This window comes from Helicobacter pylori NQ4053, assembly GCF_000274605.1.
In the GTDB taxonomy this organism is placed as follows: Bacteria; Campylobacterota; Campylobacteria; order Campylobacterales; family Helicobacteraceae; genus Helicobacter; species Helicobacter pylori_CV.
The window spans coordinates 535485-550781 of the sequence record NZ_AKNV01000006.1; the positions used below are offsets into that span (position 1 = coordinate 535485).

12 protein-coding genes and 1 pseudogene are annotated in these 15297 nt (G+C 38.7%); 6 read left to right on the plus strand and 7 right to left on the minus strand.

All coding sequences use genetic code 11. The annotated features are described in order from the left end of the window. Window positions 1-320: 320 nt before the first annotated feature. Genes AYS37_RS07735 through AYS37_RS07745 form a run of 3 tightly spaced genes read right to left on the minus strand, consistent with a single transcriptional unit; the run spans window position 321 to window position 4343 of the window. Entirely contained in the window at window positions 321-1148 is an 828-nt protein-coding gene (locus AYS37_RS07735; RefSeq protein ID WP_000643542.1) for a prephenate dehydrogenase, read from the minus strand. A gap of 1 nt (window position 1149) precedes the next feature. Next, complete coding sequence (gene lon, locus AYS37_RS07740) at window positions 1150-3639, minus strand: endopeptidase La (RefSeq protein ID WP_000133797.1); 2490 nt, start codon at window positions 3637-3639, stop codon at window positions 1150-1152. A gap of 41 nt (window positions 3640-3680) precedes the next feature. After that, window positions 3681-4343 (minus strand): outer membrane protein assembly factor BamD, encoded by a 663-nt coding sequence (locus tag AYS37_RS07745; RefSeq protein WP_001237300.1) that lies wholly within the window; start codon window positions 4341-4343, stop codon window positions 3681-3683. A gap of 410 nt (window positions 4344-4753) precedes the next feature. On the opposite strand from AYS37_RS07745, the gene fliW reads away from it, so the two are divergent. Further along, window positions 4754-5143 (plus strand): flagellar assembly protein FliW, encoded by a 390-nt coding sequence (gene fliW / locus AYS37_RS07750; RefSeq protein WP_001874818.1) that lies wholly within the window; start codon window positions 4754-4756, stop codon window positions 5141-5143. Here the strand turns inward: fliW and AYS37_RS09000 are convergent. Continuing rightward, a pseudogene (locus AYS37_RS09000) lies at window positions 5101-5278 on the minus strand (flavoprotein oxidoreductase). The gene fliW and the pseudogene AYS37_RS09000 overlap by 43 nt on opposite strands. Window positions 5279-5324: 46 nt before the next feature. Here AYS37_RS09000 and fabZ point away from each other — a divergent pair. Genes fabZ through mreC form a run of 5 tightly spaced genes read left to right on the plus strand, consistent with a single transcriptional unit; the run spans window position 5325 to window position 9803 of the window. Continuing rightward, window positions 5325-5804, plus strand: a complete 480-nt coding sequence (fabZ, locus tag AYS37_RS07755) for a 3-hydroxyacyl-ACP dehydratase FabZ (RefSeq protein ID WP_000438214.1) — start codon at window positions 5325-5327, stop codon at window positions 5802-5804. A 2-nt stretch (window positions 5805-5806) separates the two neighbouring features. After that, entirely contained in the window at window positions 5807-6619 is an 813-nt protein-coding gene (lpxA, locus tag AYS37_RS07760; RefSeq protein WP_000034104.1) for an acyl-ACP--UDP-N-acetylglucosamine O-acyltransferase, read from the plus strand. 1 nt (window position 6620) lies between these two features. After that, window positions 6621-7967: an ATP-dependent protease ATP-binding subunit ClpX gene (gene clpX, locus AYS37_RS07765; protein WP_001006304.1), complete on the plus strand. Its 1347-nt coding sequence runs from the start codon at window positions 6621-6623 to the stop codon at window positions 7965-7967. A 42-nt stretch (window positions 7968-8009) separates the two neighbouring features. Next, window positions 8010-9053: a rod shape-determining protein gene (locus AYS37_RS07770; protein WP_000577745.1), complete on the plus strand. Its 1044-nt coding sequence runs from the start codon at window positions 8010-8012 to the stop codon at window positions 9051-9053. Between the two features lie 3 nt (window positions 9054-9056). Then, window positions 9057-9803: a rod shape-determining protein MreC gene (gene mreC / locus AYS37_RS07775; RefSeq protein WP_001213371.1), complete on the plus strand. Its 747-nt coding sequence runs from the start codon at window positions 9057-9059 to the stop codon at window positions 9801-9803. A 50-nt stretch (window positions 9804-9853) separates the two neighbouring features. Here the strand turns inward: mreC and AYS37_RS07780 are convergent, their stop codons facing one another. The 3 genes from AYS37_RS07780 to AYS37_RS08925 are packed head-to-tail and all read right to left on the minus strand — an operon-like array spanning window position 9854 to window position 15208. After that, window positions 9854-12757, minus strand: a complete 2904-nt coding sequence (locus AYS37_RS07780; RefSeq protein WP_001074824.1) for a DEAD/DEAH box helicase family protein — start codon at window positions 12755-12757, stop codon at window positions 9854-9856. Window positions 12758-12767: 10 nt separating this feature from the next. Beyond that, complete coding sequence (locus tag AYS37_RS08920; protein ID WP_277422113.1) at window positions 12768-13766, minus strand: DNA methyltransferase; 999 nt, start codon at window positions 13764-13766, stop codon at window positions 12768-12770. A 5-nt stretch (window positions 13767-13771) separates the two neighbouring features. Further along, window positions 13772-15208: a DNA methyltransferase gene (locus tag AYS37_RS08925; protein WP_001874820.1), complete on the minus strand. Its 1437-nt coding sequence runs from the start codon at window positions 15206-15208 to the stop codon at window positions 13772-13774. Window positions 15209-15297 lie beyond the last annotated feature (89 nt).

Sequence of the window (15297 nt, forward strand, 5' to 3'; positions counted from 1 at the left end):
TTACAATTATGGCAAACACAACAATAGATCCGGGTTTAAGATAATCTCTTATGGTTGTTTGCTGGTTGCTGGGTAAATCCATGCTATCCATATGAAACAGCCTATAATCCATAAAAACAATCCAAAAATACCCCATTCTACAATACTTCTCGCAAACCCCACTATAACATCTGCTAGGTTAAGAATACCAGCAAACAATTCGGTGTTTAAGATCAATAACTATAAGAGTTTATTTCTCATGTTTTACTTCTCATTACGGAATTTATATTATTTTTTCCGTATTGCCCTAAAAACAACAATATACAAAATTTTAAATTATTTTACATGAACTCCTGGAGTTTGTTCGCTTGCGCCATCCATTCTGCAAGGCTTTCATAATCGTTATTTTCTATCCAAGCCTTAGCTTGCGCGATTTCTTTTTCGCATTTTTCAATCGCTTCTAAGACATTGTCTCGGTTTTGTTTGAAAATATCTTTCCACATTAAAGGCGAGCTTTTAGACAAACGGCTCATATCCCTAAAACCCCCACCCGCTAAGGATAAAATCATCTCTGGGTCGTTTTGCTTTAAAACGCTATTAGCTAGAGCGTAGCTCAAAACATGGGGTAAATGGCTGATATAAGCCACATGGGTGTCATGCTCGCTAGATTTCATTTTAATCAAGCGCGCTTTAACGCCTAAAAAGATTTCTTTAGCGATCTCTACTTGCTTGGTCCCTGAATCTTCTAAATCGCACAATATCACCAAAGCGTTTTCATACAGCCCCTTAACGCTCGCTTTAGGGCCATAAAACTCTGTCCCGCACATGGGGTGCGCGGCGATGAAATTTTGACGGATGCTTTTAGGGATATTGTGAAGGATTTGCGCTTTTGCCCCCCCTAAATCAATAATGGTCGCGCTTTTTTTAACGGGAGTCATTTTTTTCAAACATTCAATGATGCCCTCAACTGGAATGGCTAAAAAAATCACATCGCATTCTAAAATCTTTTCAAATTCCACGCACTCATCTACAAGCCCCAAAGTCAAAGCCAATTTAGCATGCAAAGCGTTATGATCGTAGCCTGTAACGCTTTTAAAACGCCCCCATTCTTGCAAGGCCAGCCCTAAACTCCCCCCCATAAGCCCTAAACCAATAATGCCTGCTTTCATTCTAAAGTAAGGTTTTTTCTAGCACTTCAGCGATGTTTTTCACCGCAACGATGTTTAAATTCTCTCGCACTTCGGCAGGGATTTCATCTAAATCCCTTTCGTAATTTTTGACAGGAACAAGAGCGGTTTTGATGCCGGCTTTAAAAGCAGCGATCAACTTTTCTTTCAACCCTCCTATGGGTAAAACTTCCCCGCTCAAAGTCAATTCGCCTGTCATTGCCACTTCGCTTCTTGTAGCTCGGTCGCACAAAATGCTCGCCATCACGCTCGCCATAGCGATCCCAGCGCTCGGTCCGTCTTTAGGCGTAGCCCCCTCAGGGACATGCAAATGCAAATCATAAGCGTTATAAACTTTCAGCGCTTTTTTCTTTTTCTTATTCTCTGCATCGGTTTCGCTAGGGATTTTAGGCGCTTTTAAGGTTTCGTTATCCAATAAGACTTTGACAACAGAAAAGGCAATAATGGCGGATTCTTTCATCACATCGCCTAAGCTCCCAGTGAGTTTTAATTCCCCCTTACCCCTGATCTTAACCGCCTCAATTTTAAGCACATCACCGCCCACTGGAGTCCATGCCAAACCATTGACGATACCGATTTTATTTTCTTCATCTATGGGGTCAATTTCAAACACCATGCGTTCTAAATACTCTTTAAGGTTGTTAGGCGTGATAGAGACGCAGAAATCTTTGTTTCCACCTCTTTTTTCGTTTTCTTCATTTTCGCCTTTTTTATCCTCGCTTTTTTTGGTTCGCCCTTTTTTGTGCGGGTTATCTTCTAAGTATTTTAAAGCCGCTTTACGCATAATCGTTGCGATCTGTCTTCGTAAATCCCTAACGCCCGCTTCTCTGGTGTATTTTTCAATAATGAGTTTCAAACACTCATGGCTAATATCCACTTCGCTAGGCTTTAAGGCGTGCTTTTCTAATTCTTGGGGGATGAGGTAGTTTTTAGCGATCTCTTCTTTTTCGCTAGGCGTGTAGCTGGACACGCTGATAAACTCCATTCTGTCTCTTAAAGGGGCCGGAATCCTGTCAATATTGTTAGCGGTAGCGATAAAAATCACTTGCGACAAATCAATGCTGAAATTCGCGTAATGATCCCTAAAAGCGATATTTTGCTCAGGGTCTAAGATCTCTAATAAAGCGCTCGCTGGATCGCCCCTAACGCTCCTATCCACCTTATCAATTTCATCTAAAACCATGACCGGATTCATCTTTTTGGCTTCAATAAGCCCTTGGACAATGCGCCCAGGCATTGAGCCTATATAAGTGCGTCTGTGCCCTCTTAGTTCATTCACGTCTTCTAAGCCTCCTAAAGCGATCCGAACTAAAGGGCGCTCTATCGCTTTAGCGATGGAATTAGCCAAACTCGTTTTACCCACGCCAGGAGGCCCATAAAAGCATAAAATCGTGCCTTTAGTTTTGTCTTTTTTTTCTGGCTTTTTCTTGTGGCGCATTTCTAAAAGTTGCATGGTGGCAAAGTATTCCACGATGCGCTCTTTAGGCCTTTTTAAGGAATAATGATCGTTATCTAGTTGCTCTTTGACATGCTTAATGTCTAGTGCTTTTTTTTCATATTGCCCAAAAGGCACATCTAACATGGTTTCAATGTAATTTTGTAAAGTCGCGCTATCTGAACTATCCGCATGGGTTCGGCTCAGCCGGTCAATTTGTTTTTTGATTTCTTTAAACGCTTCTTCTTTTAAAAAAGGCTTGACGCTTTCTAGTTTTTGGTAGTATTGGTTTAAATCTTCATCTCGCTGTTTGTCTGTGCCAAGCTCTTTTTGGATTTGTTTGAGCTGCTCTTTTAAGAAATATTCCTTATTGGTTTGCTCCATTTTTTGATGGACTTTGGATTTGATTTCTTTTTGGAGCTTTTGGGTTTTGGTCTCTTCTATCACAATATCAATCAAATCCAACAAGCGCTGTTCGGTGTTGTTGTTGGCAAAAAGAGAATACGCTTGATCTCTTTTTAAATGCAAGGCCGCTGCGATTAAATCAGCGATGCGGTTAGGATCGTCATTGTCTTCTAAAGCCTTGATCAAATCCGGAGGAAAGAGTGAGCTGACATTGGCTAGAGTGATCACTTTTTCTTTTAAGACTTCCACGATAGCCTGAATGTTTTCTTTATCGTATTCTAAATATTCAATGGGGCTTATTTGAGCTTCTAAAAAGCCTTGCTCGTTTTCTTTAGCAGGCTCTAAAATACGCCCCTTAGCGATGCCATTAAAGAGCAATTTCACGCGCCCATTAGGCATGTTGGCTTCACGCATCACTGAGCCTATCACTCCCACATCATAATAAGGGGCTTCATTATCGTTCAATTTGTCTTTTTGGCATGCAATAAAGACTAATGATTTATTGTTTTTAGCGTAAGCCACCGCCTTGATGCTTGCGTTATTTTGCAAAAAAATAGGGGCTATCATAAAGGGGTATAAAAAAGTGTCTTCTTCTACCAATAAAGGCAGAATTTTAGGAAAATCTTCAGTCATTTTTCATCTCTCTGTTATAATGTGTATGGTTTTGAAATATCCTACCAATCAAAGATTAACACATACCAAGGCATGTGCGATGGTTTGGGTTTAGTCTCTTTTTCTAAAGTCTCATCTATCCTTTCTAAATAGCGTTTCACGCCTTCGGGCTTGTGGCGTTTTTTATAGACATTTGCGATCGCGCGATTGAGCTCGTTTTGCCCTAAAATGAATTTGATTTGCATGTATTCTACATAGGGGCGGTAACGGCTGTTAGGGTATTTTTCTATAAATTCGCCCAAACTCACAATAGAATTAGAGATAAATTCTTGGTCTTTAGAATGGTTTTTAAAAGCGTAATAATGCGATTGTAATTTCAAAAAGGTCAAATAATCCACATTGTCCTTAGTCCCAAAGCGCTTGATGTATTCATCAAAGTAAAAAGACGCTAAAACATACTCTTTCTTTTTCATGTGCGCTTGCCCTAAAGCTAGCATCGCCTCTGGGACAAGGGGGGAATTGATGTGTTCGCTCTGTAAAGAAGAATAATAATTGTCCGCTGTTTCTAAATTAGCAAAAAGGATTTCTCTCAAAATCCCTTGATACCAAAAGATCGCCGGTTTGTTGTATTCGTCTTTTTTTTTCTTTTTGTTCGCACAACCGGTGCCTATCACAATAATCGCCATTGCGATAAAAAGGAAAGTTTTAAAATGTTTTAAACGCATGCCACCTGTCTTATAAAATTAAATTTTTGAATAACTCATGGTTATTTTTTCTTATCTTTCTTATTCCCACCAAATAATGTCAGCACCATTTCTCCAAATCAAGCCCAGCCGCACCAAAAAGGCACCACCCACCGCTAAAATGAGATTTGCTGGGATTGTTTTTCTTGATTTGTGTTTTTATTTTGCTCATTCCTCACTCCTTGTTATATTTTATAATGATTCAGTTAAACTTCCATCCATCATGGTTAAGTTATTGGGATTATACCCAAAACTAGCAAAAATTGATTTTACCAAAATTGTTTGATATAATACAGAGTTTAGTTTAGAAATCATTGAGCGCTGGTTTTAAGGCGGTCTTTTATTCTTTAAGGAGAAGATCTTGTGCTTTTTTAAAGGGAATGCAATCGCCTATGATTTTTGATGTGAAAGTGCCTATCTTAGGGTTTGAAACCATTCATAAAATGCACTTGCAAAAGATTGATGAAATCTTTTTGCGTTTGAATAGCACAGAAGATGATTCCGTGGTGTCTTTCACGCTGGTCAATCCCTTTGCTTTAAGAAAATACGAATTTGAAGTGCCTACCCCCTTAAAAATCCTTTTAGAATTAGAGGGAGCCAAGAGCGTTCTAGTCGCTAATATCATGGTCGTTCAAACCCCTATTGAGCTTTCCACCGTGAATTATCTAGCCCCTTTAATTTTCAATTTGGACAAGCAGCTCATGGGGCAAGTGGTTTTGGATTCTAACAAATACCCGCACTACCATTTAAGAGAGAATATTCTGAGCCACACGCATGAATGACGCATGAATGATGCACATGAGCGGTGTCTGTGTAAAGCGTTTCTTTAAGCTTATGGTGCAATGCGTTGGCGTTTTGCAAATACAAGCGAGCGGTTTTCTTATGGTATAATAGCGGTTATTTTTTAGAATAACCAACGCTAAAAATAGCGCTTTAGTTGAACCAAAACAAGGAGTTTATTTTATGGAACAAAGCCGTCAAAACTTACAATCTCAATTTTTTATAGAGCATATCTTACAGATTTTACCTCACCGCTATCCCATGCTATTGGTAGACAGAGTCGTGGATTTAGAAGCCAATAAAAAAATTGTCGCTTATAAGAATATCACTTTTAATGAAGACGTGTTTAACGGGCATTTCCCTAATAAGCCCATTTTCCCGGGCGTTTTGATCGTAGAGGGCATGGCGCAAAGCGGAGGGTTTTTAGCTTTCACTAGCTTGTGGGGGTTTGACCCTGAAATAGCCAAAACAAAAATCGTGTATTTCATGACGATTGATAAGGTTAAATTCCGCATTCCTGTAACCCCAGGCGACAGATTGGAATACCATTTAGAAGTCTTAAAGCATAAGGGCATGATCTGGCAAGTGGGCGGCACGGCTCAAGTGGATGGCAAAGTGGTCGCTGAAGCCGAATTAAAAGCCATGATCGCAGAGAGAGAATAAAAATGAGTAAGATTGCAAAAACAGCCATTATCTCTCCTAAAGCAGAGATTGGCAAGGGCGTAGAGATTGGGGAATTTTGCGTTATTGGGGATCATATTAAGCTCAATGATGGCGTGAAACTCCATAACAATGTAACCTTACAAGGGCATACTTTCATCGGGAAAAACACCGAAATTTTCCCTTTTGCCGTGCTAGGCACACAGCCTCAAGATTTAAAATACAAGGGCGAATACAGCGAATTGATGGTTGGAGAAGACAACCTCATTCGTGAATTTTGCATGATAAATCCTGGCACTGAAGGGGGGATTAAAAAGACCCTTATTGGGGATAAAAACCTGCTCATGGCTTATGTGCATGTTGCGCATGATTGCGTGATTGGCAATCATTGCATTTTGGCTAATGGCGTAACTTTAGCAGGGCATATTGAAATAGGCGATTATGTCAATATTGGCGGTCTTACTGCAATCCATCAGTTTGTGCGTATCGCTAAAGGGTGCATGATAGCCGGTAAGAGCGCTTTAGGCAAAGACGTGCCGCCTTATTGCACCGTAGAGGGCAATCGCGCTTTTATTAGGGGGTTAAACCGCCACCGGATGCGCCAATTACTAGAGAGTAAGGATATTGATTTTATTTATGCGCTTTATAAAAGGTTGTTTAGCCCTGTCCCCTCTTTAAGAGAGAGCGCTAAATTAGAGTTAGAAGAGCATGCCAATAACCCTTTTGTAAAAGAGATTTGCTCTTTTATTTTAGAGAGTTCTAGGGGCGTGGCGTATAAGTCAAGCGAATATTCTAGCGAAGAAAAACAAGAGGAATAACATGAACGAAACGCTTTATTGCAGTTTTTGCAAAAAACCAGAATCCAGAGATCCCAAAAAACGCCGCATTATTTTTGCGAGCAATCTCAATAAAGACGTGTGCGTGTGCGAATATTGTATAGATGTGATGCATGGGGAATTGCACAAATACGACAGAATGGATTCTTTATTAGCGCTCAAAAGAGACCGATTGAGACGAATGGAATCCAGCGCTTATGAAGAAGAGTTTTTGCTCTCTCATATTCCAGCCCCTAAAGAACTTAAGGCGGTTTTAGACAATTATGTGATAGGCCAAGAGCAGGCCAAAAAGGTTTTTTCCGTAGCCGTGTATAACCATTACAAACGCTTATCTTTTAAAGAAAAACTCAAAAAACAAGACAACCAAGACAGCAATGTGGAGTTGGAGCATTTAGAAGAAGTGGAGTTGAGCAAGTCTAATATTTTATTGATCGGCCCTACAGGATCGGGCAAAACTTTAATGGCGCAAACTCTCGCTAAGCATTTGGATATTCCTATCGCCATTAGCGATGCGACTAGCTTGACTGAAGCGGGTTATGTGGGCGAAGACGTGGAAAATATCCTCACAAGATTGTTGCAAGCGAGCGATTGGAATGTCCAAAAAGCCCAAAAAGGCATTGTGTTTATTGACGAGATTGATAAAATCAGTCGTTTGTCAGAAAACCGCTCCATCACTAGAGACGTTTCTGGCGAGGGCGTTCAGCAAGCGTTGTTAAAAATCGTTGAAGGCTCTTTAGTGAATATCCCTCCCAAAGGTGGCAGAAAACACCCTGAGGGCAATTTCATTCAAATTGACACGAGCGATATTTTATTCATTTGCGCTGGAGCGTTTGACGGGTTAGCTGAAATCATTAAAAAACGCACCACGCAGAATGTGTTGGGTTTCACTCAAGAAAAGATGAGCAAAAAAGAGCAAGAAGCGATCTTGCATTTAGTCCAAACCCATGATTTGGTAACTTATGGGCTTATCCCTGAGCTTATCGGCCGTTTGCCGGTTTTAAGCACGCTAGATAGCATCAGTTTAGAAGCGATGGTGGATATTTTACAAAAACCTAAAAACGCCCTCATCAAGCAATACCAGCAACTTTTCAAAATGGATGAAGTGGATTTGATCTTTGAAGAAGAAGCGATTAAAGAGATCGCTCAACTCGCTTTAGAGCGAAAAACCGGGGCTAGGGGCCTAAGGGCGATCATTGAAGATTTTTGTTTGGATATTATGTTTGATTTACCCAAGCTTAAGGGATCGGAAGTGCGTATCACTAAAGATTGTGTTTTAAAACAGGCTGAACCTTTGATCATTGCTAAAACGCATTCTAAAATTCTTCCTTAAGGGACACGCTTATAAATTTAACGATAAAGGATTAGAAAGGGCATGATTTTTAGCAAATTGATCGGTTTGTTTTCGCATGATATTGCCATAGATTTAGGCACGGCTAACACGATCGTGTTGGTCAAAGGGCAGGGCATTATTATCAATGAGCCTTCTATTGTGGCGGTGCGCATGGGATTGTTTGATTCTAAAGCTTATGATATTTTGGCAGTGGGGAGCGAGGCTAAGGAAATGCTAGGCAAAACCCCTAACAGCATCAGAGCGATTCGCCCCATGAAAGATGGCGTGATTGCCGATTATGACATTACCGCTAAAATGATCCGTTACTTTATTGAAAAAGCGCACAAACGAAAAACATGGATCCGCCCGCGCATCATGGTGTGCGTGCCTTATGGGTTGACAAGCGTGGAAAGGAATGCGGTTAAAGAGAGCGCTTTAAGCGCGGGGGCTAGAGAAGTCTTTTTGATTGAAGAGCCTATGGCAGCAGCGATTGGAGCGGGCTTACCCGTGAAAGAGCCGCAAGGGAGTTTGATTGTGGATATTGGCGGCGGCACGACTGAAATTGGCGTGATCAGTCTTGGGGGGTTAGTCATTTCTAAAAGCATTAGAGTGGCCGGAGATAAATTGGATCAAAGCATCGTGGAATACATCCGCAAGAAATTCAATTTATTGATAGGGGAGCGCACCGGCGAAGAGATTAAGATTGAAATCGGTTGCGCGATCAAACTAGATCCGCCTCTCACAATGGAAGTGTCAGGGAGGGATCAAGTGAGCGGGCTGTTGCACACGATTGAATTAAGCTCTGATGATGTGTTTGAAGCCATTAAAGATCAGGTGAGGGAAATCTCTAGCGCTTTAAGGAGCGTGCTTGAAGAGGTGAAACCGGATTTAGCGAGAGACATTGTGCAAAATGGCGTGGTGCTTACCGGCGGTGGGGCTTTGATTAAAGGATTAGACAAGTATTTAAGCGATATGGTTAAACTCCCTGTGTATGTGGGCGATGAGCCTTTATTGGCGGTAGCCAAAGGCACAGGGGAAGCCATACAAGATTTGGATTTACTCAGCCGTGTGGGTTTTAGTGAATAATGCATGCGTTTTTATTTTAAATTCCTTTGGCTTTTAGGGATTTTTCTTATTTTTTATTTTTTAGACATTAAAGGCAGCTCTTCTTATATCAGCGATAGGGTTAAAAACGCCTTGATGAGCGCGAAAAACAGCTTAGCAGACAACATTCAAGCGTATTTTTTTCAAGCCCAAAACATTAAGGAGTTTCAAAAAGAACGCTTGATTTTAGAAGCTTTAAAACTAGAAAACGCCGATTTGAAAGAGCGTTTGAATAGCGTCTATCCTTTGGAAAATCCAAAAATGACTTATACCCCTACTTTTATGACTTCATTCATCAGTTTAGAAGACACGCACAGCGTCTCTCTCAACCCTATTGTGAATTTAGAAGAAAATAAGATTTATGGCCTTGTTTCTCACAATCAAGCCATAGGCATTGCGGTGTTAGAAAAAGGGCGCTTGAACGGGTTTTTGAACGCCCACAAGCGGTGCGCTTATAGCGTGATGGTAGGCAAAAATCAAGTGTTAGGCTTTATAGGATCTAATTTCAAGCAAGAATTAATCGTGGATTTTATTGTCCCAAGTGCTGAAATCAACATAGGCGATCAAGTGCTAACGAGCGGGCTAGATGGGATTTTTGGAGCGGGGGTGTTTGTGGGTGAAGTTTCAAGCATTGAAGATCATTACACTTATAAAAGCGCGGTGTTGAAAAACGCTTTTTTAAGCGAAGCCAAACTTTTAAGGCATGTGTTTTTAAGCGATGTGAAAAACTAGCGCTCTATTCAAGGCTAATTCAAGCGCATTTTTAACCCCTTTCAATAAAATTAGGCTAATTGTTTTAGAAAAAAATCTTTTAATTCCCCTTCTTTGATCCAATCATCTCTATAACGCTCCCCCACATCATCCTTATTTCCATAAAATTTTAAAACCACTTTGATTTTGAGATTGGGATCGTCTTTAGGGTTAAAAATTTTATCTTTAAAAAGTTTATACGCGTCTGCCTTATTTTGGTATTCAGCAATTTTAGTCCCTTTAGGATCAATGAAGCAAATGATCTGCGTGCCGCCTTTTTGCAACCAAAAGATAAAATCAGGGAAAAAGCGCCTTTCTGCAGCGTTGTCTATATAAGGGATAAACAAATTGTCTAAAGATTCATCAATCTTGCTGAACGCCCAAAAATCATAGTTTTCTTGCAGCATTTCTGTAATCTTTAACAACTCTTCTAAAAAATCGCTCTCGCTCTTTACTTTAACCACATGCTTAAGCCAATCGCAGTTTTTGGCTTTAATGAGTGGGGTGTAGTAATGCTCTTTGAGTTTTAACAGCTCGGCATCATCAACTTTGAATGTTTTGTCTTGTTTGTGTTTTTCTGTATCATAAGGATCGATCTCGCCTTGCGCGTTTTTTTTTCTTAAAGTTTCTTTATCCAAAGGCGCATACTCTTTCACTTCTTGGATGGTTTGAATCAATTTTTCTTTTTTATCCGCCTTAACTTTAATCCTTTTAAAATGCACGATTTTCTCATTATCTAGGGCGTTAAACTCGTCTTTAGGCACTTTTTGATTAGGGTATAGCTTGCCTTTAATTTCAGAAATCATGTAGTCTAAATCTTTATAATGCCAAGTTGGTACCTTTTTAAAATGCTCTTTTTGTATCATGTCTTTTAACAGCGTGTAATCTTTAGGGCTATAAATTTCATGCTTTAAAATAAAATGCTTTTCACTCATTAAATGAAAATACTCTTTTAAATCCTTAAAATTTTTTTTGCTCATTTTAAACGAAGCGCTTGGAGAAATTTTAAGAGCGTTGGTTTGTTCTTTTCGGTAGCAAGGCACGAATAATGCGTGTTTTATAGGCGTTTTTTCTAATTTGATTTCACGCCAAGAACCTCTATTCTCGCCCCCATTTTCGCTCTCTTTTTGGAACTTTAAAATCGCTTCAAGGCTTGCATGGTTGGTGGGTATCACAAAAAGCGTTTCCAACATTGCAGCGTTTGGTTTCAAGTCTTTTTTAATGGCCTCATCTATGTCTAAATACGCTAACCTTTGGCGTTGGTTTTTGACGCTTTCAATCCTTACGCCCCTGCCAAAAGATTGTTTCACCAGCTTTTTAGCGTCATCATCAAGCCCTATATTTAAAAATAAAATCACGCTAGGTCTTGTGCTATCCCAGCCGGTGTCAAAAGCGCGAGACCCCACTAAAATATTGATACTGCTTTTATCAATCTGGCTGAAATAGCTCTCTTCTTTAAAGCTCAAATTCTTACTCACCACCTTCACGCTCTTTAATTTTTCACAAATCCATTCGGTAATATCGCCTATTCTAATCAAGCAAAAGACTTTATCGCTTGTGTTGAGCTTGAAAGCGATTTCTTGGTTGTTTTTAGGGTTAATAATGACTTCAATATGCCCATTACTGGCATAAAAAACTTCTTCTTTTAAGCCTTTAAAATCCATATCGTTTAAACCCTCTTTAAAAACCTTAATCTTATAGTCTTTATTTTTATCATCGCTAAAAAGAAATTCCGGATTCTTTAATTCCTCTAATAAATCGTCTTTAGCCTTTAAAAAATCGCTTCCATCGTCGTTTTCAATCACGCGCGCTAAAGTTTTAAAAAAGATTTCCGCATCGCTGTTTTTAACATTCACAGAATGCGTGAACACGAGCATTAAAGGGTCGTAAAAATAGCTTTCTACTTTATAGCGTTTTTGCATGCCTAAAAGCAATAACGCCTTTAAAAGAGCGATCTCTTTTTCCCTGTCGTTTAAATCTTTCAATTCCTTAAAAGCGTTTAAGTTGTTTTTCTTCAATAAAACAGACTCTTTACCATAGCCAAGTTTCACCCACTCGCCCACGCTCAAATTATACACCGCAGTGATGAGATCGCTCTCTTCGGTGAAAGTGGCGCTGAAATTGAATAAAAACCCTTTTAAAGACAGCAGACTAAAGATAGCCTGTCTTTTGCTCTCAGACTTGTTCCCCTTGTGCGCTTCATCTAAAATCACATAATTTTCCCCATTATCCCAATAATCCTTATAATTTAAAAGGTTTTCCTTGCTTTCTTCATCATTCATCAAATCCGCGCGGTAATAAAAAAGAGCGATTTTTTCAAAAAAATCTTTTGGAGCGCGATGGAAATCTTTATGGGTAATCTCTTTAAGGTTTTTGAAATCAATTTGTTTGGAAAAGTCCTTACCCCGGTTGTATTTTTCAATTTCTTTTTCAAATTGCTTGATCAAATTTTCATTGGCGCTAAAAAACATGATATTTTTCTTAGGGATTAAACCCATTCCCATAGCCACGCTTAAAAGCTCTACCAGTTTGATAATGACGATCGTTTTACCGCTCCCTGTGGCCATGTAAAAGGCTAGGCGGTTGATAAAATTTTCAAAACTCACGCAATGATTTTCCACCTTAAAATGGCTCTTTAACAAAGGATTGAGTTTCTTTTTAGCGAAATCGCAATTAGCGAATGAATAATGTTTTTGATAAAATGCGTAAAATTCTTTTTTATTTTCTTTGAAATCCCTAAAATAAGCGACAAGCACTCTAAAAGCGTTGATCAAAGCTTGCTGTTGGTAATCTAAAAGCTCTTTATCGCTATCAAAGCTTTTAAAGTCTAGCATTTCTAACGGCTCGTTAATCTCGTTAGCGTTCAATTCCTCTTCAGCGAGTTTTTGAGCGACAAAAATTTCATTATCGGTGGTTAAATCTTTTTTCTTTGCCATGATTTTCTCCTTACCAAATGAGCGCTTCTTTTAAGGCTTTTAAAATCTCTACTTCTTTATCATTCCCTTTAAACTTCACCACCTTTTCATTGAAAAACTCCACTTTCAACCCCCATAAATTTTCTAAAGTCTCTTTAATATCCACGCCCATGTTTTCTAGCGCTTCTATATTGAGCGTGTAAGATTCGTTTTTGCATTCCACTAAATCGCTGTATTGTTCATCATACGCTAGAGATTTGTCATTGTCTTCATACTTGATTTTTCTTAAAATCTCTTCATAGCTTTCCAATTCATAAACTTTGACTACCCCACCCCCATCAAATTCTTTAGCCGCACCGCTTTTAAAACCGCCTATAACCTTTTTAAGGCGCGGCAAAATCACGCTATCAAAATGCTCCCCCATTTCAATACCGATATACTTCCTTTTCATTTTGTGCGCCACCGCGCAAGTCGTCCCGCTCCCAGCAAAAAAGTCTAACACGAGATCGTTTTCTTGGGTAGAGATTTCTATAATGCGTTTGAGTAGGGCTTCAGGTTTGGGGTTATTAAAAACTTTATTTCCATTAAATAGTTGCTTTATTTCAGCATCTCCATTAAGATTATAACCAACTTCTGATCCGTCCCAAAAAGTTGAAGATTTTCTACCTTCGGCCACTTCTGAAAGATAGCGTTTAGCCATAGGATTTTTACCATTAAAAACTATTCTATTATTTTGTTCCATATCTTTTAATGTGCCTATTGAATAACGCCAAAAAGTCCCGCTAGGGGGAGACCAAGTTTTACCATTTAGAAAAGTATAAGGGCTAAAATTATTACCGCTTTTTGCCCACACAGGATCTAATTTGTAAAAACCATTTTCATCTTTTAATTTATACGAATTTGATTTATCAAACGGCTCATTACTAATAAGGTTTTTAGAAAAATTTTTACAATAACATAGTATGTATTCAATATTTTTTGAAAAATTAGCAGCATCATTTTTAACTGAATGAAATTGTTTCCAACTAATACTCGCTACAAAGTTATCACCCCCCCCCCATTAAAGACTTCGTCCATGAGCGTTTTACAATAAGCCTGTTCGTTGTCATCAATGCTCACAAACATCACGCCTTTATCATTCAATAAGGCATGCGCAAGCTCTAGGCGGTTTTCCATCATAGCCAGCCAGCTGGAGCGTTTGAAATTATCCGCATAAACAAATTCATTGTTTTGCGTGTTGTAAGGCGGATCAATATAAATGCAATCAATGGCTTCTTTATAGCGGTTTTTAAGGGAGTTTAGGGCTTGGTAGTTTTCGCTTTTAATGAGCGTGCCGTTGATTTCATCTTCATTGAATAAGCTTTTAACCTCTTCTTCTAAATCTTTAAAATAAATCGTGTCTAGGGGCAAGAACTCATTTTCTAAAAGATTGTCTGTAATTTTTAAATTCAAGTCTTGCCATTCTTTAACTTGTTTGGGGTAGTTTGGGTGGTTTGTGATTTTGTTTAAATCGTAGTTTTTAGCTTTTAATTGATCTAGGCTCACGATGAAATGCGAGTTTAATACAAAACGAGGTTTGTTCCAAATCTTACAGAGTTCGTTTTCAAATTCGCTCACTAATGAAACCACTTCTAAAGCCACTTCCTTAATGGTGTTAATCTCATTAAGGCGTTTAGCATCAAATGTAGTCATTTCTTTAAAAAGGTATTCAAACAAATACAAATCCAATTGCTCTTTTAAAAACCCTTGCGCGTTTTTATGGATGAAATAATCCATGCTGCCTTGCTTTTTGAATTTGGCAAACGCTTTTTTTAGCGCTTCTTCATCAAGTTTGACGCCTTGATTGAAACATTTTTTTAGGATTTCATTCGTTTTTGTTTGAGTCCCCTTGCTGCTGAGCGTAACGCTAAAGTTTAGGGTGTTAGTTTTTGTGTCTATATCTTTTACTATACTTTTTAAATCAAAGACTAAATCCACTTTTTCATTATACTTTTTGCTTTCTAGTAAAGAAGTGTCAAAGTTAAAAAGAATGCCCTCTAATTCAAAGCAAAAATCCTTATAGATCGTTTCGCTTTTCACATAATAAAGATCTTTAGTTTTATAAAATAAGGCGGTGTCTTTTTTAAGGGAGCATTTTTCATAATCGCTTTTGGTATAAAGGTTATCATAAAGGGGCGTGTCGTTGAAATAAATCCCTCCATTAGTGCTGAAATAACGCTTGAAAAAGCTATAGAGTTTGTCAAACAATTCTTCTTTGAGATCGTTGTTATCTTGGCATTTTGAATCAATGAGTTTTTTTAATTCTTGTTTTTTATGGTGGTAATACTGGCTTTTAGCTTTCATGAGGTTGATCATGCCACTTTTGATGGCTCTAGGGCTAGAATCTAAAAGGCTTTCTGGCTGGTCTTCAATCTTAACGCCTATGAAAAGGTTTTCTAAAACTTCATAAAATTGCACCTCGTTCGTTTTCATTATCACGCTCCTTAAAAATATGGAAAGTATTATAACAAAGCCCACCCATTAAGCGCTACAATACCCCCATGCAAAAAAAGATTTTTTTA

Excerpts from the sequence above, each read along its gene's own strand:
- fliW (WP_001874818.1), top strand. The coding sequence starts at position 4,754 with ATGATTTTTGATGTGAAAGTGCCTATCTTAGGGTTTGAAACCATTCAT.
- AYS37_RS07780 (WP_001074824.1), bottom strand. The coding sequence starts at position 12,757 with ATGGCAAAGAAAAAAGATTTAACCACCGATAATGAAATTTTTGTCGCT.
- fabZ (WP_000438214.1), top strand. The coding sequence starts at position 5,325 with ATGGAACAAAGCCGTCAAAACTTACAATCTCAATTTTTTATAGAGCAT.
- lon (WP_000133797.1), bottom strand. The coding sequence starts at position 3,639 with ATGACTGAAGATTTTCCTAAAATTCTGCCTTTATTGGTAGAAGAAGAC.
- AYS37_RS07770 (WP_000577745.1), top strand. The coding sequence starts at position 8,010 with ATGATTTTTAGCAAATTGATCGGTTTGTTTTCGCATGATATTGCCATA.
- AYS37_RS08925 (WP_001874820.1), bottom strand. The coding sequence starts at position 15,208 with ATGAAAACGAACGAGGTGCAATTTTATGAAGTTTTAGAAAACCTTTTC.
- clpX (WP_001006304.1), top strand. The coding sequence starts at position 6,621 with ATGAACGAAACGCTTTATTGCAGTTTTTGCAAAAAACCAGAATCCAGA.
- lpxA (WP_000034104.1), top strand. The coding sequence starts at position 5,807 with ATGAGTAAGATTGCAAAAACAGCCATTATCTCTCCTAAAGCAGAGATT.
- AYS37_RS07735 (WP_000643542.1), bottom strand. The coding sequence starts at position 1,148 with ATGAAAGCAGGCATTATTGGTTTAGGGCTTATGGGGGGGAGTTTAGGG.
- AYS37_RS07745 (WP_001237300.1), bottom strand. The coding sequence starts at position 4,343 with ATGCGTTTAAAACATTTTAAAACTTTCCTTTTTATCGCAATGGCGATT.
- mreC (WP_001213371.1), top strand. The coding sequence starts at position 9,057 with ATGCGTTTTTATTTTAAATTCCTTTGGCTTTTAGGGATTTTTCTTATT.